Origin of the sequence: Streptomyces sp. NPDC053367 (assembly GCF_044545925.1) — a bacterium.
Taxonomy (GTDB): domain Bacteria; phylum Actinomycetota; class Actinomycetes; order Streptomycetales; family Streptomycetaceae; genus Streptomyces.
In genome coordinates, this window is record NZ_JBITYN010000005.1 from 524,189 (window position 1) to 548,730 (window position 24,542).

The window sequence follows — 24,542 nt, forward strand, 5'->3', positions numbered from 1 at the left end:
GAACGATTATGCCGATTCCATGCATTGGACGGATGAGTGAAGGCCTCCTTACCTTCTAGGCATGAATCCCGCCGATACCGGGGCGTCCACCGTCGTGGGCGCCGTTTCGTCCTCCGCTCCCGCACAGACTGCCGCCGACTCCCGTATGACCCCGGGCGGGCCCGGCTACCGGCGCATGAGCCTCGCGCTCTTCCTCGCCGGTGTCGCGACCTTCGCCCTGCTGTACTCCACCCAGGCGCTGCTGCCGTCGATCTCCGGCGAGTTCGGGGTCAGCGCGAGCGAGGCGAGCTGGACGGTGGCGGCCGCGACCGGCGGCCTGGCGGTGTTCGTCCTCCCGATAAGCGCCCTGTCCGAGCGGTTCGGCCGGCGGACGGTCATGACGGCGTCCCTGGCGGTCGCGGTGACCGTGGCGGTGCTCGTCCCCCTCGCGCCCTCGCTGCCCGCCCTGGTGGCGCTGCGCGCGGTGCAGGGCGCGGCCCTGGCGGGGCTTCCGGCGTCGGCGACCGCGTATCTCGCCGAGGAGGTGCGGCCGCGGGCGCTGATCACCGCGATCGGGCTGTTCGTCGCGGGCAACAGCGTCGGCGGGATGAGCGGCCGGGTCATCACCGGCTGGGTGGCCCAGGAGTGGGGCTGGCGGGTCGCGCTGGGCGTGATCGGCGCGCTCGCGGTGGCCTGCGCGCTCGCCTTCCGGCTGCTGCTGCCCGCCCCGCGCCACTTCACGCCGGGCTCGCTGCGGCCCCGGGTGCTGGTCGGCACGGTCCGCGACCACTTGGCGAACCCGCTGCTGCGCCGCCTGTACGCGATCGGCGCGCTGTTCATGACGATCTTCGGCGGCGTGTACACGGTGATCGGCTACCGGCTGACGGACGAGCCGTTCTCCCTGCCCCAGGGCGTCGTCGGCTCGATCTTCCTCGTCTACCTGGTCGGCACGGTGTCGGCCTCGACGGCCGGGCGTCTGGTGGGGCGCCTGGGCCGGCGCGGCGCGCTGTACGCCGCCGGCGGGACCACCGCTGCGGGCCTGCTGCTCTCCCTCTCGGAATCCCTGAGCCTGGTGCTGCTCGGCCTGGTGCTGATCACCGCCGGGTTCTTCGCGGGGCACGCGGTGGCATCCTCGGCGGTGAGCAGGACCGCGGCCAAGGGTCGCGCCCAGGCGTCCGCGCTGTATCAGTCGGCCTATTACGTCGGCTCGAGTGCCGGCAGCACGGTGGGGGCTGTCGCTTTTCATGCGGAGGGCTGGGGCGGCACGGTGGCGGTCGGCCTGGTCGCTGTCCTGGGCGTCGTGGGGATCACCCTCGCGGGTACGCGGGCGGCACTGGTGGCGGCGCGGACGGCGTAGGGGTCGTCCAGTCCGTCGCCGCGCGGGCGGTGGGTGGCTGACCGCGCAGTACCCCGCGCCCCTTCAGGGACGTGCGCTGTGCCGGCTGGAGGGGCGCGGGGAACTGCGCGAGCAACTCACCACCACCCGCGCCCGGCAACGCACCGAACACCCCTTGACCTGCGCCTTCACCAAGACGGCGAGCCATTGTCAGTGGGCTCCTGTAGCTTCCCAAGTGGCGTAGGACACAACACAGGACCGGCCACAGGGGTGGGTGGACGATGGGCAACACCGCGACGACGACGGACCTCGACGTCGAGCTGGAACGGCATCGCGTCGAGCTGACGGGCTACTGCTACCGCATGCTCGGCTCCTCCTTCGAGGCCGAGGACGCGGTCCAGGACACGCTGGTGCGTGCCTGGCGGAGCCACGACAAGTTCGAGGGACGTTCCAGTCTGCGTTCCTGGCTGTACAGGATCGCGACGAACGTCTGCCTGGACATGCTGACCGCGGGCAACAAGCGCGCCCGCCCGATGGACCTGACGGAGGCGACCCCGCTCGCACAGGCGGCGCTGTCCCCCCGCCCAGACCACACCTGGCTGGAGCCCATGCCGGACGCGCGGGTGCTGCCCACCACGGCCGACCCGGCGGAGGCGGCCGTCGCCAAGGAGTCGGTGCGGCTGGCTTTCATGGCCGCGCTGCAGCAGCTGCCGCCCAAGCAGCGGGCGGTGCTGATCCTGCGCGAGGTGCTGGCGTGGAAGGCGAGCGAGGTCGCCGAGCTGCTGAACACCTCGGTCGCCTCGGTCAACAGCGCGCTGCAGCGGGCCCGGGCCACCCTCGCCGAGCGGTCCGAGGCGGGCGCCGACGCGGCCGTGTCGGACCCGCTGGACGAGGAGCAGCGAAAGCTCCTGGAGCGCTATGTCGCGGCCTTCGAGGGCTACGACATGACGGCGCTGACGGCACTGCTGCACGAGGACGCCGTCATGACGATGCCGCCGTTCGACCTGTGGCTGCTGGGCCCGTCCGACATCACCGGCTTCATGACGACGCTGGGCGCCGGGTGCGCGGGCTCGCGGCTGCGTCCGGTCGAGGTCAACGGCCTGCCCGGGTTCGCGCACTACAAGCCGGACCCGGAGAAGGGCGGCTTCTCCCCGTGGGCGATCCAGGTGCTGGAGATCTCAGAGGGCCGCATCACCGGTTTCCACTGCTTCCTCGACGTCCAGCGGTGGTTCCCGCTGTTCGGGCTGCCCGACCACATCGAAGCGGAGGCCGACCAGGTCGAGCAGGGCGTGTAGCGCCGGGTCGGGGTCGCGCAGCCGTATCCGGCCGCCGGACCGGCGCGCGGTGAGCTGCATCCGCGCCAGCAGGTCGACGGCCGCGAGCCCCGGCGGCCCGATCCCGGCCACGTCGCACTCCACCACCCGGGCGTCGTCCGCCGTGAGCAGCGTCCGGACGGCGTCGCACCACCCCGTCACCTCGTCCCGGGTGACGGGGCCGGCGATCACGAGCACGGCGGGTGTCTTGGCGTCCACGTGCGGTAGACCGTGCGGGCGCCCGGAACTCATCGCCGACGTCATCGGCGTCACATTGACCCAGGTGGGGGCTTGGCCCAAGGGTTGAGTCCGTGCGGGGGGTGCTGAGCGGGTTCGCGGTGATCGTGGTGGTGATCGCCGTCGGCTACGCCCTCGGCCGCCGCGGCCACCTCGGCGACCAGGGCCGTGACGTCCTCACCAGGCTCGCCTTCCATGTGGCGACGCCGGCCCTGCTCTTCACCGTCCTCGCCCAGGCCGACCTCTCGGTGATCTTCTCCACCCGGTTGCTGGTGACGGCCCTGAGCACGCTGGCCGTGGCCGGACTGTTCGTGGCGGTGGCGGTCGTACGCCGCTGGGGGGTGGGCCGTACGACGATCGGCGCGCTGTGCGCCGGATACGTCAACTCGGGCAACCTCGGCATCCCGATCGCCGTGTACGTGCTCGGGGACGCCTCGCTGGTGGCACCGGTTCTGCTGTTCCAGCTGGTCGGGGTGACGCCGGTCGCGGTGACGGTGCTGGACCTGGCGACGGGGGGCGGTGCGAAGCGTCCGCTGTGGCAGCGGCTCCTCACGCCCCTGCGCAACCCCATCGCCGTGGGCTCGCTCTCCGGAGTGGCCGTCTCGGCGGCGGGCGTCTCCGTGCCGGGCCCGGTGCTCGACCCGCTGACGCTGCTCGGCAACATGTCCGTCCCGGCCGCGCTGCTGGCCTTCGGGATCGCCCTGCGGGGCAGCGCCGTGCCCTTGCGGGGCGGCGAGAGGGAGCCGGTGCTGCTCGCCGTGGGCCTCAAGACGATCGCCATGCCCCTGATCGCCTGGCTGCTGGCGGCGGGCCTCTTCGGACTGCGGGGCGCCCCGCTGCTGGACGTGGTGGTGACCGCGGCACTGCCCGCCGCGCAGAACCTGTTCACCTACGCGAGCACCTACCGGGTGGGCGAGGTCCTGGCCCGCGAGGCCGTCCTGCTGTCGACGGTGGTCTCGGTTCCGGTGCTGGTGGGGGTGGCGGCGGTGCTGGGGTGACCGGTCAGCTCAGCGGGAAGATGCCGGTGTCGAGGACCAGCTTGAACGGCTCGGGCAGGGTCAGTTTCTCGCCGTACTCCACGGAGGCGAGCACCCGGTAGGTGCCGTTCTGCGGCTCCCCGTAGAGGGTCGCCGTGGGACGTCCTGACTGCCAGGCGTCCAGCAGGAGGTAGAGCGGTACGCCCGCGACAGCGTAGCCGTGCGCCTTCTTGATGCGGTCGTGGTTCGCGTTGCTCTTGGACGTAACCTCGACGACGAGCTCGGCTTCGCCTGCGTGTACGCGCGTCCCGCGACGCAGGGCCGCCCTCGGCACGACGCACAGGTCCGGCATGAAGAGACCGCCTGTCTCCGGGCATGCGAGACCGAGTGTCTGGTAGACGCCCCAGTCGGAGCCGGGAGGACGTGCGCCATACATGAGCTCGTGGAGCAGCTCGGCGGTGTCGTTGTGCTCTTCGGACGGCGGAGGCGAAACGGTGACGATCCCTTCGATGATCTCCACCTTGCTGCCCTCGGGAGCGTCCGTCTCCTCCCGGACACGGACGAGCTCGTCCCAGTCCGTGTTGCCAGGGGAGCCGGGCTCGGCGGCGAGTGCGCTCATGGCGGTCTCCAATCGGTCGTCACCGATCCCAGCATGCCGAACGGGACCGGCGGAGGTCCACCGGTCCCGCTCACCCGAATGAGGAAACCGCAGGTCAGGCGATTCGTTCCAGCACGACGGGCGACGCGGTGAAGGCCGTGCCCGGGACCGCGATGTCGTAGGAGCCCTCGATCGCCCGGAGGGCGTAGTCGAAGCGCTCCGGGGTGTCCGTGTGGAGGGTGAGGAGGGGCTGGCCCTCGCGGACCTCGTCGCCGGGCTTGGCGTGCATCTCGACGCCCGCGCCCGCCTGGACCGGGTCCTCCTTGCGGGCGCGGCCCGCGCCGAGGCGCCAGGCGGCGACGCCGATGTCGTAGGCGTCGAGGCGGGTGAGGACACCCGAGGACGGCGCCTTGATCACATGCTGCTCGTGGGCGACGGGCAGCTCGGCGTCCGGGTCACCGCCCTGCGCGGCGATCATGCGGCGCCAGACGTCCATCGCGGAGCCGTCGGCGAGGGCCTTGGCCGGGTCGGCGTCGTGGATGCCCGCCGCCGCCAGCATCTCGCGGGCCAGGGCGACGGTCAGCTCGACCACGTCCGCGGGGCCGCCGCCCGCCAGGACCTCGACCGACTCGCGGACCTCCAGGGCGTTGCCGGCCGTCAGGCCGAGCGGGGTCGACATGTCGGTCAGCAGGGCGACCGTCCTCACGCCGTGGTCGGTACCGAGGCCGACCATCGTCGAGGCCAGTTCCCGCGCGTCCTCGATCGTCTTCATGAAGGCGCCCGTGCCCACCTTCACGTCGAGGACCAGGGAGCCCGTGCCCTCGGCGATCTTCTTCGACATGATCGAGGAGGCGATCAGGGGGATCGCCTCGACCGTGCCGGTCACATCGCGCAGGGCGTAGAGCTTCTTGTCGGCCGGGGCCAGGCCGTCGCCCGCCGCGCAGATGACCGCGCCGGTGGTGTCGAGGACGTGCAGCATCTCCTCGTTCGAGAGCAGCGCCCGCCAGCCGGGGATCGACTCCAGCTTGTCCAGGGTGCCGCCGGTGTGGCCGAGGCCGCGGCCGGACAGCTGCGGGACGGCCGCGCCGCAGGCGGCGACCAGCGGGGCGAGCGGCAGGGTGATCTTGTCGCCGACGCCGCCGGTGGAGTGCTTGTCGGCGGTCGGGCGGGACAGCGACGAGAAGTCCATGCGCTCGCCGGACGCGATCATCGCGGCGGTCCAGCGGGCGATCTCGCGCCGGTTCATGCCGTTGAGCAGGATCGCCATGGCGAGCGAGGACATCTGCTCGTCGGCGACCTCGCCGCGGGTGTACGCGTCGATGACCCAGTCGATCTGCTCGTCGCTGAGCTCACCGCGGTCCCGCTTGGTGCGGATGACGGAGATGGCATCCGACATCGGGGCAGTCATGGCTTTCCTTCCGACGTGCTGGGGAACGCTCCGGGAACGTTCCGAAGAAATGGGCGGCCCCTCTGAGCAGGGGCTCTCAGAGGGGCCGCGGGGAGTCACTTGGTGAGATGGTCCGGGCCGAACGCCTGGGGCAGCATCTCCGACAGCGGCACGATGCCCGCCGGTGTCTCCAGCAGGAGGCCGGGCCCGCCGAACTCGTACAGCAGCTGCCGGCAGCGGCCGCACGGGACGAGGATGTCGCCGTTGCCGTCCACGCAGGTGAAGTGGGTCAGCCGGCCGCCCCCGGTGCGCTGCAGCTCCGACACCAGCCCGCACTCGGCGCACAGGCCGAGCCCGTAGGAGGCGTTCTCGACGTTGCAGCCGGAGACGGTGCGGCCGTCGTCCACGCGGGCCGCGACCCCGACCGGGTAGCCCGAGTAAGGGGCGTAGGCGTGGGACATGGCCTCCCGCGCCACCGCCCGCAGGGCGTCCCAGTCGAAGGTCACTTGCCCTGTCCCTTCCGGTACGGCAGACCGTCCGCCTTGGGCATCCGCAGGCGCTGGGCCGACAGGGCCAGGACCACCAGCGTGATGACGTACGGCGTGGCGGAGACGACCTGGTTCGGGACCTCGTTGGTGCCCGCGTACCAGGCCCAGACCAGGCCGCCGATGACCAGGGTGATCGCGGCCGGGATCCACTTCTTGCGGACGGCCAGCCAGATCGCGCCGATGATCAGCAGCAGCGCGCCGAGCAGCAGCAGGGCGTGGACGTTCTCCGAGCCGCCGCGCAGGTTGAGGCTGTCGGTGTAGCCGAACAGGCCGGCGCCGAGGGCGAGGCCGCCCGGCATCCAGTTGCCGAAGATCATCGCGGCGAGGCCGATGAAGCCGCGGCCGGAGACCTGGCCCTCCAGGTAGAAGGGGTTCGCCACGATCGACAGGAAGGCGCCGCCGAGACCGGCGAGGCCGCCGGAGATGATCACGGCGAGGTACTTGTACTTGTAGACGTTCACGCCGAGGGACTCGGCCGCGACCGGGTTCTCGCCGCAGGAGCGCAGGCGAAGGCCGAACGCGGTGCGCCACAGGATCCACCAGGTGGCGGGGACCAGGGCGACGGCGATCAGGGTCAGCCAGGACACGTTGGTGACCAGGCCGCCGAGCAGGCCGGCGATGTCCGAGATGAAGAACCAGCCCTTGGCGTTGAGGTCCCTGAGCGCGTCGGACAGGCCGGGCACCGTGAAGTGGCCGAGGGACTCGACCGGCGGGGACTGCTTGGCCGAGCCGCCCTGGTGGCCCTCGAAGGCCAGCGGGGCGAGGTAGCGGGTGACGCCGAGGGCGAGGATGTTGATCGCCACACCGGAGACGATGTGGTTGACGTTGAACGTCACGGTGACGAACGCGTGCAGCAGACCGCCGACCGCGCCGCCGATGACGCCGACCAGGACACCCGTCCACGGGCCCCACTGGAAGCCGGCCCAGGCGCCGAACCAGGTGCCGAGGATCATCATGCCCTCGAGGCCGATGTTGACGACGCCCGCGCGCTCGGCCCACAGACCGCCGAGACCGGCGAGGCCGATGGGCACGGCGAGCTGGAGGGCGGTGGACATCTGGCTGACGTTGGTGATGCCGTCCGCGCCGGTGATCAGGCGGACGATCGAGGTCAGCGCCAGGCCGCCGGCGATGACGAGCAGCAGCACCGGCAGCGACATGCGGCGGCCGGCCGGCGCCGCGGGCTGCAGCGTGGGCTGGTTGACGTCGGTCGCGGTGGTCATCGGCCCGCCACCTCCTTGTTCACGTTGTTGTCGGTGGCGCCGAGGACGTGCCCGGCGGCCAGCTCGGCGCCGACCCGGCGCTGCTGGCGGCGCAGACCCCACTCGCGCACGGCCTCGTAGGAGACGACCACCGCGAGGACGATGATGCCCTGCATGATGACCGCGATCTCCTTGTCGTAGCCGTGGAAGTCCAGCTCCGGGGAGGCCTTGTCGAGCCAGGCCCACAGCAGGGCGGCGAAGGCGATGCCGACCGGGCTGTTGCGGCCGAGCAGGGCGATGCCGATGCCGAGGAAGCCGATGCCGGTGGGGAAGTTCAGGTTGTAGGTGTGGGCGTCGCCCATGAGGATCGGCAGACCCGCGAGACCGGCGACGGCGCCGGAGATCAGCATGGCGGTCAGTGTCATCCGCTTGGGGTCGACGCCGCTGGCCGCGGCCGCCGACTCCGAGGCGCCGGAGGCGCGCAGGTCGAAGCCGAAGCGGGTGCGGTTGAGGACGACCCAGTAGCCGATGCCGAGCAGCGCGGCGAGGACGACCAGGCCGTAGATCTCGCCGGCCTCGCCCAGGTCGATGCCGGGGACCCAGCCGGACTCGTGCATCTCGCCGGTGGTGTTGTTGTTGCCGATCTTGACGCCGAAGACGTCGGGCAGCCACAGGTAGGCGATGACGGAGGTGGCGATCGCGTTGAGCATGATCGTCGCGACGACCTCGCTGACACCGCGCGTGACCTTCAGGACACCGGCGATGCCGGCCCAGAACGCGCCCGTGCACATGGCGGTCAGCAGCAGCAGCGGGATCTGCAGGACGGCGGGCAGGTTGGCGTGGGCGCCGACCACGGCCGCCAGCATGGCGCCGAGCTGGTACTGGCCGTCGACACCGATGTTGAACAGGTTCATCCGGAAGCCGACGGCCACCGCCAGTGCCGCGATGTAGTACATCGAGGCCTGGTTGATGATCAGGACCTGCTTGTCGGAGTAACCGAGCTGCTCGAACATCAGCGTGAACGGCTCGATCGGGTTCTTGCCGGAGGCGAGCAGCACGATCGCGCTGAGCGCGAAGGCCACGGCGAGCGCGATGACCGGCCCGGCCACCGCGAGGAGCACACGCTCCTTGTCGAACTTCTTCATCAGCGGGCCTCGTCTTCGGGGGCTTCCGGCGTCTCTTCGTGCTCGAGGTGCCCGGTGACGGCACCGGTCATGGCCGAGCCGAGCTCCTCGGGGGTGATGGTGGCCGGGTCGGCGTCCGCGACCAGCTTGCCGTTGTAGATCACCCGGAGCGTGTCGGACAGGCCGATCAGCTCGTCCAGGTCGGCGGAGATCAGCAGCACGGCCAGGCCCTCGCGGCGGGCCTCACGGATGTGGTCCCAGATCGCGGCCTGCGCGCCGACGTCCACACCGCGGGTGGGGTGCGCGGCGATCAGGAAGCGCGGCTTGTGGCTCATCTCGCGGCCGACGATCAGCTTCTGCTGGTTGCCGCCGGACAGGGAGGCCGCGGTGACGTCGATGCCCGGGGTGCGGACGTCGTACTCCGTCACGATCCGCCGGGTGTCCTCCTGGGCCGCCTTCGGGTCGAGCCAGACACCCTTGGCGTTGGGCTTCTCGGTGACGTGGCCGAGGATACGGTTCTCCCAGAGCGGGGCCTCCAGGAGCAGGCCGTGGCGGTGGCGGTCCTCGGGGATGTAGCCGATGCCCTGCTCGCGGCGCTTGCGGGTGGCCCAGCCGGTGATCTCCTCCTCGGCGAGGCTGATCGTGCCGGAGTCGGCGTTCCTCAGACCGATCAGAGCGTCGACGAGCTCGGTCTGGCCGTTGCCCTCGACACCGGCGATGCCCAGCACCTCGCCGGCGTGGATGGTGAAGCTGATGTCGTCCAGCAGCGCCTTGCCGCCCGGCGCGACCATGCGCAGCTTGTCGACGGTGATGACCGGACGGTCGGTGACGGTCGACTCCGCCGTCTCCGGGGTGGGGAGCTCGCTGCCGACCATCATCTCGGCGAGCTGGCGCGGCGTCGTCTCGGAGGGGACGGCGGTGCCCACGGTCGTACCGCGGCGGATGACGGTGATGTCGTCGGCGACGGACAGCACCTCGCCGAGCTTGTGGGAGATGAAGATGACCGACAGGCCCTCGGACTTCAGCTCGCGCAGGTTGTCGAAGAGCGCGTCGACCTCCTGCGGGACCAGCACGGCCGTGGGCTCGTCGAGGATCAGGGTGGTGGCGCCGCGGTAGAGGACCTTGAGGATCTCCACGCGCTGGCGGGCGGCGACTCCGAGCTCCTCGACCAGGAGGTCGGGCTGGACGTCGAGGCCGTAGCGCTCGGAGATCTCCTTGATCCGGCGGCGGGCCTTGGCGCCGATGCCGTAGAGCTTCTCGCTGCCGAGGACGACGTTCTCGAGGACCGTCAGGTTGTCGGCGAGCATGAAGTGCTGGTGGACCATGCCGATGCCACGGGCGATGGCGTCGGCCGGGGACGAGAAGCCGACCTGCTCGCCGTCGATCGCGATGGTGCCCTCGTCCGGCTTCTGCATGCCGTAGAGGATCTTCATCAGGGTCGACTTGCCGGCGCCGTTCTCGCCGACGAGGGCGTGCACGGTGCCCTTGCGGACGGTGAGGTGGATGTCGTGGTTGGCCACGACACCGGGGAATCGCTTCGTGATCCCGGCGAGCTCGACGGCGGTCACCGATTCGTTGACCGCCGCTCCGGCCGGAGGGCTGCTGGACGCGTTGATGGCGCACTCTCCTGGGGACGGGGGTCGTCTACGCGCGTAGCGCCCCTACGGCATACAAGGGGGTGACGCACCGCTGCCAACGGGGTACGGGGAGCGGTCTCCCCGTACCCCGTTCAGCGGACGTAACCCCTCGGTTACACACTGCTCAGGGTGTGGTTCCTCAGCTGGACTTGACCTTGATGTCGCCGCTGATGATCTTCTCCTTGGCAGTCTCGACGGCCTTCTGGATCGCGGCGTCGCCCGCGAACTTCGGGTTCGAGTTCGACAGGGAGACCTCGCCGCTCTTCAGATCGCCACGAACGATACCGGTCTCGGGCTTGCCGTCCTCGACCGACTTCGCCAGGTTGTAGACCGCCTTGGCGACGTCCTTCATGGCGGAGGTCAGGATCGAGTCCTTGTACTTCGCCAGGGCTTCCTGCTTGTACTGGTCGGAGTCGACACCGATGGCCCACACCTTGTTGGCGGCGGCGGCCTCGATGACACCCTGACCGGACAGACCGGCCGCGGCGTAGACGACGTCGGCCTTCTTCTCGATCTGACCCTCAGCGGCCGACTTGCCCTTGTCGGGGCTGGAGAAACCGCCCTCCTCGGCCGTCTGGGTGAGGTACTGCGAGAGCACCTTGACCTTCGGGTCGGTGTCCTTGACGCCCTGCTCGAAGCCGGCCTGGAACTTGTGGATCAGCGGGATGTCCACGCCGCCCACGAAGCCGACGGTGTCGGTCTTGGTGGCCTTGGCGGCGGCGACACCGGCCAGGTAGGACGCCTCCTCCTCGGAGAAGACCAGGTCGGCCACGTTCTTCGCCTCGATCGTGGAGTCGTCCACGATGCCGAAGGTGGTGTCCGGGAACTTCTCGGCGGCGCCCTTGACGGCGGTCGCGTACGAGTAGCCGATCCCGATCACGGGGTTGTAGCCCTGCTTGGCCAGGGACTCCAGGCGCTGCTGCTTGTCGGCGTCCGTCTCACCCTCGGTGGGCTCGATGTCGGCCGTGTCGTAGCCGAACTCCTTCTTCGCCTGCTCCAGACCCGCGTAGGCGGCGTCGTTGAAGGACTGGTCGCCCTTGCCGCCGACGTCGTACGCGATGGCCAGGCCCAGGTTGCCCTTCGACTCCGACGAGTCGGCGGAGGTCGAGGTACCGCCGCAGGCGGAGAGCGCGAGGGCCAGAGAGGCGGTCGCTGCGCCTGCGACCGTGATCCGGGAAATCCGGCGCATGTGTGGTGCTCCTGTCGTACAAGCGCCGGAGGACGGTTCAGCTTCGGCGCTGGCTTCGCCGCAGATTAACGCGCGTAGACCTACCTGAAAACCCCTTCTGTCCACCTTGTTATGCGCCCGTGGCCAAGGTAACTCCGCGGTCACCCGGGGCCTTGCCGAACGCAAAGGGAGGGTGGCGGTGTGTGACGCCGGAGGGGGTGCGCGCACGCCGAAGCGGGCGGGTACGCCGTCGTACCCGCCCGCTTCGGCTCATGGGGGCTGCCGCCCCGGCCGAGTGCTACTCGGTCTTGACCTTGATGGAACCGCTGATGATGCCTTCCTTGGCCTTGTTCACCGCGTCGGCGAGGCCGGCGATCTTGGCGTACTCGGGGTTGCTCTCGGAGAGCCCCACACCGTTCACCTTCAGGTCGAAGGTCTGCACGCCCTTCAGCGGCTTGCCGTCCTCGACGGACTTGGCCAGCGCGTACACCGCACCGCCGACGTCCTTCAGGGCCGAGGTGAGGATGTAGCTCTTGTACGCGGCCAGCGCCTGCTGCTTGTACTGGTCGGAGTCGACACCGATCGCCCAGACCTTCGCCTTGGCGGCGGCCTCGATGACACCCTGGCCCGACAGACCGGCGGCCTGGTAGACCACGTCGGCCTTCTTCTCGATCTGGCCCTCGGCGGCGGCCTTGCCCTTGTCCGGGCTGGAGAAGCCGCCCTCCTCCGCGGTCTGCGTCAGGTACTGCGAGATGACCTTGACCTTGGGGTTGGTGTCCTGCACGCCCTGCTTGTAGCCGGCCTCGAACTTGTGGATCAGCGGGATGTCCACGCCGCCCACGAAGCCGACCGTGTTGGTCTTGGTGGCCTTGGCCGCCGCGACGCCGGCGAGGTAGGAGGCCTCCTGCTCGGCGAAGACGAGGGAGGCGACGTTGTCGCCCTCGACCACGGAGTCGACGATGCCGAAGGTGGTCTTCGGGTACTTCTTGGCCACGGCCTCCATGGCGGGGCCGTAGGCGAAGCCGATGCCGATGACCGGGTTGTAGCCCTGCCTGGCGAGCGAGGACAGACGCTGCTCCTTGTCGGCGTCCGTCTCGCCCTCGGTGGGCTCCACGTCGGCCGTCTTGTAGCCGAACTCCTTCTTGGCCTTCTCCAGGCCCGCGTAGGCGGCGTCGTTGAAGGACTGGTCGCCCTTGCCGCCGATGTCGTAGGCGATGGCGAGGCCGAGGTTCTCCTTCTCGCCGCTGTCGCCGCCGTCGCTGCTGGTACCGCCGCAGGCCGTGGCCGCGAGCGCGATCGAGGCGACCCCCACCGCGACACGGGTCAGTTTGGATGTCCGACGCATGCTGAAGTTCCCCATTCTCCAAAGCCCCGCAGTGGGTGCTCGGTTCGGCGCAGATTAACGCGCGTAGACACTCCTGGGAACGGGGTTCCGCGCGGCCGTTATCCATTCGTGCCGATGGCTGTTACGCCCCGGTGAACGACGGGTTCAAAAGGGACACGGCACCCGCATTCACGGCCCAGGCTGCCGTGGTGGGGGGTGGGGCGCAACCGGAGGGGGGCGGTGGGGTGAGGGCGGGGTCGCGCCGCTGGGTCGTCGGCGGCTGCGGGGGCCGTCGGTGACCTGTCGCGCAGTTCCCCGCGCCCCTGAAAGGCCGCCCACCCGGCCGGGTTCGTACCGCCGTGTGCGGGTGCGGGCCGTCCGTGGCTGGGCGCGCAGTTCCCCGCGCCCCTGGGGAGCTGCAGTACGGCGCGTACAAGACCACCCGACCCGCGCAGGCCGCCGCAGGCGTCTACAGGGGGGCGATCAGCGCGGCGGCGGTGAACAGTTCCACGCCGACCTTGATCGCGGACTCGTCCACGTCGAAGTCGCCCTGGTGGAGGTCGCGGACCGTTCGCTCGCCGGGGGTGCGGACGCCCAGCCGGGCCATGGCGCCGGGCACGCGCTCCAGGTACCAGGAGAAGTCCTCGCCGCCGAGGCTCTGCTCGGTGCCCTCCACGGAGTCCAGCCCCCGCCGCGCGACCATGGCGGCCTGCAGCAGCTCGGTGCTGTCGGCGTCGTTCACCACCGGCGGCACCCCCCGCACATACGTGATCTCGGACTTCGCCCGGTGCAGGTTCGCGACCTCGTCGATCGCCGCGACCACGATGTCCGGCGCCTGCCGCCACGCCTCGATGTCCAGGCACCGCACGGTCCCGGACAGCTCGGCGTGCTGCGGGATGACGTTCGGGGCGTGCCCCGACTCGATACGCCCCCAGGTCACCGCGAGCCCGGCCCGCGTGTCGACGCGCCGGGCGACCAGCGCGGGCACGTCGGTGACGACCCGCGCCGCCGCGGTCACCAGGTCGGTCGTCAGGTGCGGACGCGCCGTGTGGCCCCCGGGCCCGTCCAGCGCGATCTCCAGCCGGTCGCAGGCCGAGGTGATCGGCCCCTGCCGCAGCCCGATCCGCCCGGCGTCCACCCGAGGATCGCAGTGCACGGCGAGGATCCGCTCGACCCCGTCCAGCGCCCCGTCCTCGATGGCGTCCGCGGCACCGCCCGGCAGCACCTCCTCGGCAGGCTGGAAGATCAGCCGCACGGGCCGCCGCAGCAGCCCCCGCTCGTGCAGCGACGCCAGCACCAGCCCGGCCCCGAGCACCACGGTGGTGTGCACGTCATGGCCGCAGGCGTGCGCCCGGTCCGGCACGGTCGACCGGTACGCGCACTCCGTCTTGGCGTCCGGGATCGGCAGCGCGTCGATGTCGGCCCGCAGGGCGAGCATGCGCGGCCCGCCGTCCCAGACACCGCCCTCCACTCCGACGTCGCACAGCAGCCCGGTCCCCGCGGCGAGCACCCGCGGCTTCAGGCCCGCCTTCTCCAGGCGCTCCTTGATCGCGGCGGTCGTACGGAACTCCTGGTTCCCCAGCTCGGGGTGCATGTGCAGATCGCGGCGGAAGGCCACGAGCTCGGCACGCAGCGCCTCGGGGAGCGTGCCGGGAAGCACGGCTTCGCCGGGAGTAACGGCCTCGGACTCTAGGGACATCAGTTGCTTCACCCTTTGGAGGGTAGGACGCCGGGACGGCCGACGGACATGCGATCAACAAAAGTTCAGCCCGTCAGGGGAAGAAAATCTGGCCGCCCAAGGCATAGCTGCAGTTTCAGGTGGGTAAACTCGCGCAACTTTCCGACCACCCTGGGTCACAAAACCCCATGCGAGCAGTCCACCCTCTCCACGGATACCACGCCTCGCTCGTCTGACGCCGAAGTGTTCACCACTCGGAACGCGACTCTGTGAGGTCGCCCACTCCGGTCGCACTCCACGGCCGCCCCGGCCGCTCCCACGGCCGCCGGGACCGCCCCGCCCCGCACCCAGCCGAGCCGCACCCCCGCCCGCGGCCTCAGACCACCGCGACCGCCGCCAGCCGGTGCACATCGCGCGCCGACCCCGTCACCCCCGACAGGAAACCCTGGGCGCGGGGCGAGGCCGTCCGGGTGAGCCAGCCGGGATCGATGTCACACACGGAGACACGGACGTCGGTCCCCGCGAGGGCCAGCGGAAGGGTGTGGACGACGGTGGACGGAAAGCTGAGGACCGTACGGCCGATCGGGCCACGGCGGGCTATCAGCTCCAGCGGCAGATCCGGCCGGACCACCTCCAGGCCGGTCTCCACGGCGAGCCGGTGCAGTTTGTCGGCGCTCTCGCGGCGGTGGGCGAAGTAGCGGGTGGCGCCGTGGGCCCTGGCCAGCCCCGACACCGCCTCCAGGTAGCGGTCGCCGTCGACGACGCCGGTCTCGACCAGCGATGTGCCGACCATGTCGGCGCCGCGGGTGATCCGGGGCGGTCCGAAGCGGGAGCGGGTCCAGGAGAAGTCGTTCGCGGACACCGTCACCCCGTCCGGCACCTCCTCGATCGGCATCGAGGAGAACACCGCCACCCGCCGGCCCCGGGCCGGCGTCAGCCGGCGGCGGGCCACCGAGGACACCGGCGCGAAGAGCAGGTCGCGGGGCCCGGGCCGGCTGCCCTTGCGGTGCCAGCGCACCAGGCGTTCCCCGCGGGCGAGCTGCCCGACGAACTCCATCGTGGCCGTGCCGTCGTCGACGACGACCAGCTCCCCCGCCCGGGTGATGGTCAGCAGCAGCTGTACGTAGCGGGAGAACGGGTCGCCCATGACGATCCGCTCGGCCCGGCGCAGGGGGCCCATGAGGCCGCCGATGGTGTGGAAGGGCGCGCCGGTGCCGCCGCGGGCCTCCTCCCAGCGGACCTCGTGCCCCTCCTCGCGGGCCAGCTCGGCCATCCGGCGGAGCTGGCCGCGGGTCATCGGGTCGACGGGCGAGAGGACCACCAGCGTGAGCCCCGCGCCGGGCGCATGCGCGTGCGCCCACTCCAGTACGTTCAGCAGCTGTACCGGGCTCTCGACGAAGGCGAGAGTGCGGGGGCCGGTGTTCCCGGCGCGGGGGCTCATCGGCGTCACGACCGTCCCGTCATGAGGAGGGGTTTGCTGAGCGGGGTCAGACCGAGACCGGCTCGCCCGCCGCGGCCGCGATCTCCGCCTCGGCGACGACACCGGTGACGCGGCGCAGCTTCTTCATCGGGCCGAGCTCGGAGTCGTAGACCTTCTTGACGCCGTCGCCGAGGGAGGCCTCGATGGTGCGGATGTCGCGGACGAGGCGGGTGAGGCCCTGCGGCTCGACGGACGCGGCCTGGTCGGAGCCCCACATGGCGCGGTCGAGGGTGATGTGGCGCTCGACGAAGACGGCGCCGAGGGCGACGGCGGCGAGGGTGGTCTGCAGGCCGGTCTCGTGGCCGGAGTAGCCGATCGGGACGTTCGGGTACTCCTTCTCCAGCGTGTTGATCACGCGGAGGTTCAGCTCCTCGGCCTTGGCGGGGTAGGTCGAGGTGGCGTGGCACATGAGGATGTTGTCGCTGCCGAGGACCTCGACCGCGTGGCGGATCTGGCGCGGGGTGGACATGCCCGTCGACAGGATGACCGTACGGCCGGTGGCGCGCAGCTCGCGCAGCAGCTCGTCGTCGGTGAGGGAGGCGGAGGCGACCTTGTGGGCGGGCAGGTCGAACTTCTCCAGGAAGGCGACGGCCTCGGTGTCCCACGGGGACGCGAACCAGGCGATGCCCTTCTCCTTGCAGTACTCGTCGATGCGGCGGTACTCGTCCTCGCCGAACTCCACGCGGTGGCGGTAGTCGATGTACGTCATCCGGCCCCAGGGGGTGTCGCGCTCGATGTCCCACTGGTCGCGCGGGGTGCAGATCTCCGGGGTGCGCTTCTGGAACTTGACCGCGTCGCAGCCGGCCTCGGCGGCCACGTCGATGAGCTTGAAGGCGTTCTCCAGCTCACCGTTGTGGTTGATGCCGATCTCGCCGCAGATGTAGACCGGGCGGCCGGGGCCGACCTCGCGCGAACCGAAGTGACGCAGACGGGAGTTGGTGCTCATGGCGAAGGATGTCCTTACTGGGAGGGGGAGTCGAGAGAGGGTCCGAGAATCCAGCCGGCGATCTCTCGGATCGCGCCGTCGCCGCCGGGGAGGGTGGTGACCGCGCGTGCGGCGCCGCGTACGACGTCGTGGGCGCTCGCGACCGCCACGGGCCAGCCGACGAGGGCGAAGCACGGGAGGTCGTTGACGTCGTTGCCGACGTAGAGCACGCGCTCCGGCGCGATGCCCTGTTCCTCGCACCACTGCTTGAGCGCGAGGTCCTTGCGGTCGATGCCGTGCAGCACGGGCAGCTTGAGCTTCCGGGCGCGGGCGGCGACCACAGGGTTCTGTTCCGTGGAGAGGATCAGCATCTTCAGGCCGCTCCTGCGCAGGGCGGCGATGCCGAGGCCGTCTCCGCGGTGCACGGAGACGAACTCCTTCCCATCGGCGTCGATCAGCACCCGGTCGTCGGTCTGGGTGCCGTCGAAGTCGAGGACGACGGCGTCGATGTCGTCGTGGGCGGGCAGCGCGCCGGGCCGTTCGGCGTCGAGGAGCGGCGCCAGCGCGCGGGCCCGGGCGAGGTCGTGCGGGTCGTCGATCTCCAGCACCCGCGCCGGGTCGGTCCGCACCAGCTCGGTGCGGCCGAAGAAGCGGTGGCCGTGGCGGCGGAAGCCGGCCGCGTCCATGGCGTAGGCGGCGCCGGTCTCCAGGTAGTCCTGGGGCCGGTCCTGGCGGCGCGGTCGGTAGGCCTTGTCGTGGTTGACGCCGACCCCGCCCTCGGCTTCGTCGGTGGCGTCGCGCCAGACGAATCCGTGGAAGGGCGCCACGGTGACGGCGGTGTCGGCGCCGGCCTCCACGACCGCGCGGGCGACCCCGTCGATGTCCTCGCGCCCCACGAACGGGCTGGTGCACTGCACGAGCAGCACCACGTCGACCGGGGAGCCGTGCAGTGTCTCGTGCGTGTCCATGGCGTGCAGCACGGCGGCCTCGGAGGTGGCGGTGTCCCCGGCGATGGCGGCGGGCCGCAGCACGACCTCGGCCCCGGCCTCACGGGCGGCGGCGGCGATGGCGTGGTCGTCGGTGGACACGACCACGTCGGTGACGAACCGCGCCGCGAGACACTCCCGTACGGCCCGGGCCACCAGCGGGACGCCCCCGACGGGCGCGAGGTTCTTGGCGGGCACGCCCTTGGAGCCGCCTCGGGCGGGGATCACGGCGAGCACGCGCCGCAGGGAAGCACGCGTCTGCGGGTCGGTCATGTGAACTCCTTGTGCGGTGAAGCCCTTCGGGGGCGCGGGGCTGCGCCGGTCAGCGGCTCCGCCGCGGGGCGCGGACGGCCCGGACGGCGCGGCGGACGAACGGCGATCGGCGGGGCTCACAGCTCCCCCATCCGCCGGATGACAGGAGCCACCCGCTGCACCCCGTGCCGGTACGCCCCGCGGGCGGCCCGCCGCACGATCTGCCGAACGGCCCCCGGCTCCCGGTCGTGGGCGGGAGCGCCGGGCAGCGGCGCACCGTCGGGTCCCAGGTGATGGCGGGCGAGAATCCCGGGCAGATAGCCGGGCGCGGTGACGGGTGTGTAGTACGGCGTGAGCGGCGGGAGCCCGCCCGGCTGGGCGAGCAGCGCGGCGACCCGCTCCCGCGCGGCGTCGAAGGCCCCCTCGACGGCGACGCCCTGCCGGGCGACCCACCCCGGCTCGGCCGCCGGCAGGTACCCCGCGTCGAGCTGGTCCCAGGAGGCGAGGCATCCGGAGCCGACGAAGTGGTGGTTGCCGAGCACCTCGCGGACGCCGAGGTCGGTCAGCGCGACGGTGGGGATGCCGCGGTGGAGGGACTCCAGCGCGGCCGTGGAGCTGATGGTGACGAGCAGGTCGGTCCGGTCGAGGACCTCGCCCATGTTGCCGTAGACGAGGCGGAGGTTGGGCGGGAGGTCGAGCCGCTGGGCCAGCTTCTGGTAGGGCAGTTCCTCGATGTGGGTGGTGTGTTCGCCGGGCTTGGAGCGCAGTTTGAGCAGCACCTCGCGGCCGGGGTGCTGCCGCGCGTGGCGGACGAGCCGCTCCAGCAGGTACGCCCGGTCCGCGCGGCTGTCCGGGACGGACGGCTGGGCGGCGAACACCACGGTGAACGGGGTGTGTGCGCCTTCGTAGGGGGCGCCGCCGAGGAAGGGGAGCGCCACCTCGGTCACGGAGCCGGCGTCGGCGCCGACCCCCTCGTAGACCGCGCGGAACCGCTCGGCGTCCTGGCGGGAGTTGGCGAGGACGAGGTCCGCGCCGTGCCGCAGGAGCAGGCCGTCGGTGAGCTTCTCGTAGACGACGCCGACATAGCCGGTGACGACGACGGGCCGCTCGGGCCTGTCCTCCCACACGCGCCCCAGGCCGTGCAGCATCGCCTGGACGCCGCCGCCGACGAGGGAGAGCACGAGGACGTCGTACGGCTCCCGCGCCATGGTGTGCAGGAACTCGACGGCCGTGACCTCCCTGAGGGAGTCGGCGCGCACGCCCACCTCGGCGAGCTGGCGTGCGGTCGGGGTGGCCCGGCCGCGCAGCAGGAAGCCGTCGAGGACGGGGGCGTCGCCCGGGGTGATGCGGTGCGCGGTGAGCGCACCCCATTTCCATCGGGTGTCCGAGTCCGCGAGCACGGCGATCCGTGGGGGCTTCGTTGTACGTGGTGGCACGTCCAAGACGCTAGGAATGAATTCCTAGTTGTGGCCCAACCGCGAATCAACGAAAAGTTAACAGCGGCCCACCGAAAGCCGAACTGGCCTGCCGGAAGGGGAAAAGTACAGGGGGTGCACCGTTCCGACACATCGAGTTCACCACTCGTACGCCCGGCGGAAAGTTGCCCGGCCGGGCCGCCTTCTAGCCTTTCTCGGGTGCCAAAGCTTTCCGTGATCGTGCCGTTCTACAACGTCCAGCAATACGCGCCGGACACGCTCAGAAGTCTGCGCAACAACGCGCGCGGCGACTTCGAATTCGTGTTGGTGGACGACCATTCCCAGGACGGGACCCCGGCCGTTCTCGAGCGTGCGGCCGAGGAACTGTCCGAGGTCGCCCGGGTGCGGTACATCCGCCATGAGGTGAACGGAGGTCTCGCCACCGCCCGCAACACCGGTCTCGACGCGTCGAGCGGCGAGTACGTGACGTTCCTGGACGGCGACGACTGGCTCGCCCGAGGCTACCTGGCCGATCTGGTGGCCGCGCACGAGGAGCTCGGCTGCGACTTCGTGCGCACGGATCATGTGCAGGCCACGGCCCGAGCCCGGACCGTGCACCGGGTGCCGGTGGGCCTGCGCGGCGAGGTGCTGGACCCGCGCGCGGCGATCCTGCCCGCCGACCGCTCCACCTCGGTGGACTACGCGTACGCCTGGGCCGGCTGCTACCACCGCCGGCTGCTGGAGCGGGGTCTGCTGCACTTCACGGACGGGCTGCGCACGGCCGAGGACCGGCCGTGGATCTGGAAGCTGCACCGTGAGGCGGAGTCGTTCGCGGTGCTGAGCCTGCTGGGCGTGTTCTACCGGCGCGGGGTGGCGACCTCGCTCACCCAGATCGGCGATGTGCGCCAACTGGACTTCATCCGCGCCTTCGACCAGGTGATCGAGGAGACGGCCCAGGACCCGGACGCCGCCCGGCTGCTGCCGAAGGCGGTGCGCACCTACTGCGCGATCATCGCCCACCATCTGTCCGACGAGTCCAAGTGGGAGCCGGCCGTGGCGAAGGAGCTGCGGCTGCGCAGCGCGGCGGCCATCGCGCGCATGCCGCAGGACGCGCTCGGTGATGTGCTCGACACCATGGACCTGAACCGCTCCGCCCGGCTGCGACGGCTGCGGCGCCGGGCCTCCGGCACGAAGGCGGCCGCCTGATGTCCCGTACGACGCAGATCTTCTGCGCCTCCACGCTGTACGGCGCCGCGACGCTGGCCGCCGCGCTCGACTCCGGCTGCTTCGCCGGGGCGGACCGGCGGGTGCTGCTGGTGTTCAACAACGCCGCGACACCCGAGACCACGCCCCCGGTCGACGAGATGCCGGGCTTCGAGCAGGTGCGCGGCCATTTCGACGACGTCCTCTCCTTCAACGCGGCGATCCACCCGTTCCACCCGGGCGCCTGGGCGCCGGGCGCGGACGACGTGCCGCTGTTCGAGCGGTATCTGCGGCTGTTGTGGGGGCTGGGCGAGGACCGGGTGGAACTGGTCCTGGAGTCGATCCAGGTCAACCCGGCGCTGGCGCTGGCGCAGATCTTCACCGGGGCGCCCGTCGACGTGTACGCCGACGGTCTGATGAGCTACGGGCCCACCCGCAACAAGATCGATCCGCTGGTCGGCACGCGGGTGCGGCGGCTGCTGCACCTGGACCTGGTGCCGGGTCTGACGCCGCTGCTGCTGACGGAGTTCGGCGTGCCGGCACAGGTCGTGCCGACGGAGGCGTTCCTGAAGGTGATGGGCCGCCTCGCCGGGTCCCCCGCCGAGCTTTCGGAGGTGCCCGAGGGGGCCGCGCTGCTGCTCGGGCAGTACCTGTCGGCGCTGGACATCCTCTCCGCCCGAGAGGAGGAGGAGCTGCATGTGCGGATGCTGCGGGGCGCGGCGGCGCGCGGACACCGGGCCGTCGTGTTCAAGCCGCACCCCACCGCGCCCGCGAGCTACGGCCGGGCCCTGGAGACCGAGGCCGAGCGGCTCGGTGTGGGGCTGACCGTCGTCGACACGCCCGTGCTGGCCGAGGTGCTGTTCGAGAGGGCACGGCCCGCGCTGGTGGTCGGCTGCTTCTCGACCGCGCTGTTCACCGCGTCGGCGTTCTACGGCCTGCCGGTGGCGCGGGTGGGCACCGAACCGCTGCTGGACCGGCTGACGCCGTACCAGAACAGCAACCGGGTGCCGGTGACGCTGGCGGACGCGCTGCTGCCCTGCCTGGAGACGGAGGGCGGTGACACGCTGCCCCGGGAGCAGCTGACCGGTCTGGTGGAGACGGTCGGCTTCACCATGCAGCCGCGGATCCTGAGCGCCCTGCGCCCGGCGGCTGAAGGGTTCCTCTCGCGGCACCTCGGCCCGCGCACCCAGCGCTACTTCAAGCGCCGCCGGCTGACCGCGCTGGGCCTGCCGGGCGGTATCCCGCAGCGGCTGTCGTTCCTGCCGCGCAACGCGGCGGCGCGGCGGGTGGTGCGGCGGGCGAAGGCGCTGCGCAAGGCGGTCCGCCGATGAGCGGAGCCACGCGGGTCGGCGGGTGAGGGGAGCCACGGCGCTCCGCCGATAAGCGAATCACGGGTGAATCACCGGCAACAGCCAGAGAAACAGAGGCAGTCCATCCGAGGGAATCGATGATTCCATGGTGGCGCGGTGTTCGGGGCCCTAGGATCGCACAACGCCGCCCCCACCGACTCCGTGAGGCCCGCCCATGTCGCACCTGGCCCGGCTCTACCCGCTCCTCGACGACGTCCGGCTCCCCGACGACCTGCCGTACACGCAGTGCAGCACCTGGGAGCTGAAGTTCCTGTACCTGCTGGGGCGGCACCACCTCACGGGCCGGGACCGGATCGTCGAACTGGGTGCGGGCGGCGGCGGGTCGACGTACGCCCTGGCGCTGGGGCTGCACGAGAGCCCGGTGTTCGACGAGAGGACGGGCCGGCTGCACGCCTACGACTTCTTCCGGGTCGGCAAGGGCACCTTCGCCACCGAGAAGTTCTTCACCTCCGGCAAGGCGCCCGAAGGGGACGGCTCCTTCCTGGAGGAGTTCAAGGGCCGCCTGGAGCCCTTCCTGCCCTTCCTGGAGATCCACGCCGGCGACCTGTGGCAGACGTCCGACCCGGACGACGTCACGCCGGTGGAGTTCCTGCACATCGACATCGCCAAGACGGCCCGGGTCTTCCGCTGCGTCAGCGAGCGCTTCCTGACCCGGCTGCGGCCCGGCTCGGTCGTCCTGCACCAGGACTTCGCCGGACCCCGGCTGCCCTGGCTGCACCACAGCACCGGCGCGCTGCTCCCCTACATCGAGATCGCGGGCCCCCCGATCCGCTCCACCCTCGCCTTCGAGGTCGTCCGTCCGATCCCCGGGCACGTGCTGGAGGCCATCGCCGAGGACACCTACTCCTACGACGAGAAGCTGCGGCTCATCTCGGCGGTGCAGGAGCGCGTCGACCACGACCACACCGGCGGCATCCCCTTCAGGTCCGTACTCGAACTGGCCAAGGCCTACGTCGCCCACTACGACGGCCGCCACCGCCAGGCCTGGCGGATCGCCGAGCCGCTGCTCGGCGACGAGTACCTCGGCCGCACCCGCGCGGACCACTTCGAGCAGCTGAGGAAGGCGTACGAGAAGGACCGGGCGGAGAGGGGCGGCGGTTCGGTGCTCACCCGGCTGCGGAGGAAGGTCGCGGGACGCTGAGGCCGGGCCCCGCCGGCCGGGGGGCCGCCCCTTCGCGGCCGCCTCAGCCGGTGACGCCCACGCGCCGGGCGTACTCCGTGAGGCCCGCCGCCGTCTCGCCCGCCCAGCCGACGTACCCGTCGGGGCGGATCAGGAAGACGCCCCTGCCGTAGGCGCCCTGGTCCGAGTGCCCCGCGATCCGTGCCTCGGGCACGCCGAGCGGGGGCAGGGCGGCGTCCGTGCCCACGGCGAGCAGGGTCCAGTGCGGGCCGCGCAGGACGTCGAAGAGGCGTTTCCCCGCGGCCGTCTCCCCGTCGGGAGCGCGGTCGCCGGCGCGGACCGTGCCGGCGGGCTCCGTGCGGGTGTCCTCGGTGAGCGGGGAGTCCGGGTAGCCCTTGCCGCGCGAGCCGGGGAACAGCTCGTCGGCCTTGTCCACGACGAGGGCGTCCACGCCGCGTCGGGCGAGGTCGATGCCGAGGGCGAGTCCGGTCGGTCCGGCGCCCACGATCAGAACGTCACGCACGATCAGCTCCCTTAACGATGTTAAGTAGGGCAGCAGCATGCCCTTAACGTTGTTAAGTGCGCAAGGGGGACCCGATAGGTTGGGGACCGTGACTACCGAACGCCGGGCCCCGCTCGACCGCGGCCGCGTCGCGGACACCGCCCTGAAGCTGCTGAACGAGGTCGGTCTGGAAGGGCTGACGCTGCGCGCCATCGCCAGGGAACTGGACGTCAAGGCGCCCGCCCTGTACTGGCACTTCAAGGACAAGCAGGCGCTGCTGGACGAGATGGCCACCGAGATGCTGCGCCGCATGGCCGCGGAGTTCGCCGACCACGTGGACGTCGCGCCGCAGGAGTGGCGACAGGGGTTCTTCCGCATGATGAGCGGCCTGCGCGAGCACCTGCTGCGCTACCGCGACGGCGCCAAGGTCTACGCCGGCACCCGCTTCACCGACATGTCGTACGCCGAGCCGATGGAGGCCGGTCTGGGCCTGCTGACCCGGGCGGGCTTCACCCCGGCCGCCGCCGCGCGCGCCTGGTTCACGGCGTACAGCTACACCATCGGCTACGTCATCGAGGAGCAGTCCATGGGCCCCGACCCGGCCACCGGCCCCGGCGGCTACGACCTGCGGGCCCGCGCCGAACGCCTCGCCGGCCGGCCGCTGGCCGCCCAGGCCGGGCACGAGATGTTCCAGCACCACGACGCGGGCTTCGCGGCCGGCCTGCACGCGGTGATCGCGGGCGTGGAGGCGACCCTGCTGACGGAACCCGGGTAGGGCCCGCGC

Annotated in this window: 22 protein-coding genes; 7 read left to right on the plus strand and 15 right to left on the minus strand. The window is 71.4% G+C overall.

All coding sequences use genetic code 11. The features are described 5' to 3' along the window. Positions 1-61 precede the first annotated feature (61 nt). Both ACIGXJ_RS17800 and ACIGXJ_RS17805 read left to right on the plus strand, forming a co-directional pair. Positions 62-1,336 carry an MFS transporter gene (locus ACIGXJ_RS17800; protein WP_399645893.1) on the plus strand — a complete coding sequence of 425 codons (1,275 nt, stop codon included), beginning with the start codon at positions 62-64 and terminating at the stop codon, positions 1,334-1,336. Positions 1,337-1,596: 260 nt separating this feature from the next. Next, a complete protein-coding gene (locus ACIGXJ_RS17805; protein WP_399645896.1) occupies positions 1,597-2,610 on the plus strand; it encodes a sigma-70 family RNA polymerase sigma factor in 1,014 nt (337 codons plus the stop codon). On the opposite strand, the gene ACIGXJ_RS17810 is transcribed toward ACIGXJ_RS17805, so the two are convergent. Continuing rightward, positions 2,494-2,880 carry an STAS domain-containing protein gene (locus ACIGXJ_RS17810; protein WP_399645899.1) on the minus strand — a complete coding sequence of 129 codons (387 nt, stop codon included), beginning with the start codon at positions 2,878-2,880 and terminating at the stop codon, positions 2,494-2,496. The two genes, ACIGXJ_RS17805 and ACIGXJ_RS17810, sit on opposite strands and share 117 nt — an antisense overlap. Before the next feature lie 59 nt (positions 2,881-2,939). On the opposite strand from ACIGXJ_RS17810, the gene ACIGXJ_RS17815 reads away from it, so the two are divergent. Beyond that, the gene (locus ACIGXJ_RS17815) at positions 2,940-3,863 is read left to right on the plus strand and encodes an AEC family transporter (RefSeq protein WP_399645901.1); all 924 of its coding nucleotides are present in this window, start codon (positions 2,940-2,942) and stop codon (positions 3,861-3,863) included. 4 nt (positions 3,864-3,867) lie between these two features. Here ACIGXJ_RS17815 and ACIGXJ_RS17820 read toward each other — a convergent pair whose 3' ends face one another. From ACIGXJ_RS17820 to ACIGXJ_RS17880, 13 genes are all read right to left on the minus strand, one after another. After that, positions 3,868-4,461, minus strand: coding sequence for a Uma2 family endonuclease (locus tag ACIGXJ_RS17820; RefSeq protein WP_399645904.1), 594 nt, complete (start codon positions 4,459-4,461; stop codon positions 3,868-3,870). Positions 4,462-4,555: 94 nt separating this feature from the next. Continuing rightward, positions 4,556-5,848 (minus strand): thymidine phosphorylase, encoded by a 1,293-nt coding sequence (locus tag ACIGXJ_RS17825; protein ID WP_399645906.1) that lies wholly within the window; start codon positions 5,846-5,848, stop codon positions 4,556-4,558. Between the two features lie 95 nt (positions 5,849-5,943). Further along, positions 5,944-6,333 carry a cytidine deaminase gene (locus ACIGXJ_RS17830; RefSeq protein WP_399645909.1) on the minus strand — a complete coding sequence of 130 codons (390 nt, stop codon included), beginning with the start codon at positions 6,331-6,333 and terminating at the stop codon, positions 5,944-5,946. Beyond that, positions 6,330-7,595 carry an ABC transporter permease gene (locus tag ACIGXJ_RS17835; protein ID WP_399645911.1) on the minus strand — a complete coding sequence of 422 codons (1,266 nt, stop codon included), beginning with the start codon at positions 7,593-7,595 and terminating at the stop codon, positions 6,330-6,332. Before ACIGXJ_RS17835 ends, ACIGXJ_RS17830 begins: the two co-directional genes overlap by 4 nt. Beyond that, positions 7,592-8,719: an ABC transporter permease gene (locus tag ACIGXJ_RS17840; RefSeq protein ID WP_399645914.1), complete on the minus strand. Its 1,128-nt coding sequence runs from the start codon at positions 8,717-8,719 to the stop codon at positions 7,592-7,594. The genes ACIGXJ_RS17835 and ACIGXJ_RS17840 overlap by 4 nt, the downstream gene beginning before the upstream one ends. Further along, positions 8,719-10,266, minus strand: coding sequence for an ABC transporter ATP-binding protein (locus ACIGXJ_RS17845; RefSeq protein WP_399645916.1), 1,548 nt, complete (start codon positions 10,264-10,266; stop codon positions 8,719-8,721). Before ACIGXJ_RS17845 ends, ACIGXJ_RS17840 begins: the two co-directional genes overlap by 1 nt. 208 nt (positions 10,267-10,474) lie before the next feature. Continuing rightward, on the minus strand, positions 10,475-11,524 hold the full coding sequence (locus tag ACIGXJ_RS17850; RefSeq protein ID WP_399645918.1) for a BMP family protein: 1,050 nt from the start codon (positions 11,522-11,524) through the stop codon (positions 10,475-10,477). 277 nt (positions 11,525-11,801) lie between these two features. Next, positions 11,802-12,848 carry a BMP family protein gene (locus ACIGXJ_RS17855; RefSeq protein WP_399645920.1) on the minus strand — a complete coding sequence of 349 codons (1,047 nt, stop codon included), beginning with the start codon at positions 12,846-12,848 and terminating at the stop codon, positions 11,802-11,804. Positions 12,849-13,296: 448 nt separating this feature from the next. Then, the gene (locus tag ACIGXJ_RS17860) at positions 13,297-14,526 is read right to left on the minus strand and encodes a M20 family metallopeptidase (protein WP_399645923.1); all 1,230 of its coding nucleotides are present in this window, start codon (positions 14,524-14,526) and stop codon (positions 13,297-13,299) included. A 355-nt stretch (positions 14,527-14,881) separates the two neighbouring features. Continuing rightward, on the minus strand, positions 14,882-15,946 hold the full coding sequence (locus tag ACIGXJ_RS17865) for a hypothetical protein (protein ID WP_399645926.1): 1,065 nt from the start codon (positions 15,944-15,946) through the stop codon (positions 14,882-14,884). Between the two features lie 46 nt (positions 15,947-15,992). Beyond that, complete coding sequence (locus ACIGXJ_RS17870; protein WP_399645928.1) at positions 15,993-16,931, minus strand: N-acetylneuraminate synthase family protein; 939 nt, start codon at positions 16,929-16,931, stop codon at positions 15,993-15,995. 14 nt (positions 16,932-16,945) lie between these two features. Next, positions 16,946-18,169, minus strand: a complete 1,224-nt coding sequence (locus ACIGXJ_RS17875) for a cytidylyltransferase domain-containing protein (RefSeq protein WP_399645931.1) — start codon at positions 18,167-18,169, stop codon at positions 16,946-16,948. Between the two features lie 116 nt (positions 18,170-18,285). Continuing rightward, entirely contained in the window at positions 18,286-19,584 is a 1,299-nt protein-coding gene (locus ACIGXJ_RS17880) for a DUF6716 putative glycosyltransferase (protein WP_399645933.1), read from the minus strand. Positions 19,585-19,782: 198 nt separating this feature from the next. On the opposite strand from ACIGXJ_RS17880, the gene ACIGXJ_RS17885 reads away from it, so the two are divergent. From ACIGXJ_RS17885 to ACIGXJ_RS17895, 3 genes are all read left to right on the plus strand, one after another. After that, the gene (locus ACIGXJ_RS17885; RefSeq protein WP_399645935.1) at positions 19,783-20,769 is read left to right on the plus strand and encodes a glycosyltransferase family 2 protein; all 987 of its coding nucleotides are present in this window, start codon (positions 19,783-19,785) and stop codon (positions 20,767-20,769) included. Next, the gene (locus tag ACIGXJ_RS17890; protein WP_399645938.1) at positions 20,769-22,097 is read left to right on the plus strand and encodes an alpha-2,8-polysialyltransferase family protein; all 1,329 of its coding nucleotides are present in this window, start codon (positions 20,769-20,771) and stop codon (positions 22,095-22,097) included. The genes ACIGXJ_RS17885 and ACIGXJ_RS17890 overlap by 1 nt, the downstream gene beginning before the upstream one ends. Before the next feature lie 193 nt (positions 22,098-22,290). Then, the gene (locus ACIGXJ_RS17895; RefSeq protein ID WP_399645941.1) at positions 22,291-23,277 is read left to right on the plus strand and encodes a hypothetical protein; all 987 of its coding nucleotides are present in this window, start codon (positions 22,291-22,293) and stop codon (positions 23,275-23,277) included. Between the two features lie 43 nt (positions 23,278-23,320). Here ACIGXJ_RS17895 and ACIGXJ_RS17900 read toward each other — a convergent pair whose 3' ends face one another. Next, positions 23,321-23,779 (minus strand): FAD-dependent monooxygenase, encoded by a 459-nt coding sequence (locus ACIGXJ_RS17900; protein WP_399645943.1) that lies wholly within the window; start codon positions 23,777-23,779, stop codon positions 23,321-23,323. A gap of 88 nt (positions 23,780-23,867) precedes the next feature. On the opposite strand from ACIGXJ_RS17900, the gene ACIGXJ_RS17905 reads away from it, so the two are divergent. Further along, positions 23,868-24,533 (plus strand): TetR/AcrR family transcriptional regulator C-terminal domain-containing protein, encoded by a 666-nt coding sequence (locus ACIGXJ_RS17905; protein WP_399645945.1) that lies wholly within the window; start codon positions 23,868-23,870, stop codon positions 24,531-24,533. Positions 24,534-24,542: the final 9 nt, after the last annotated feature.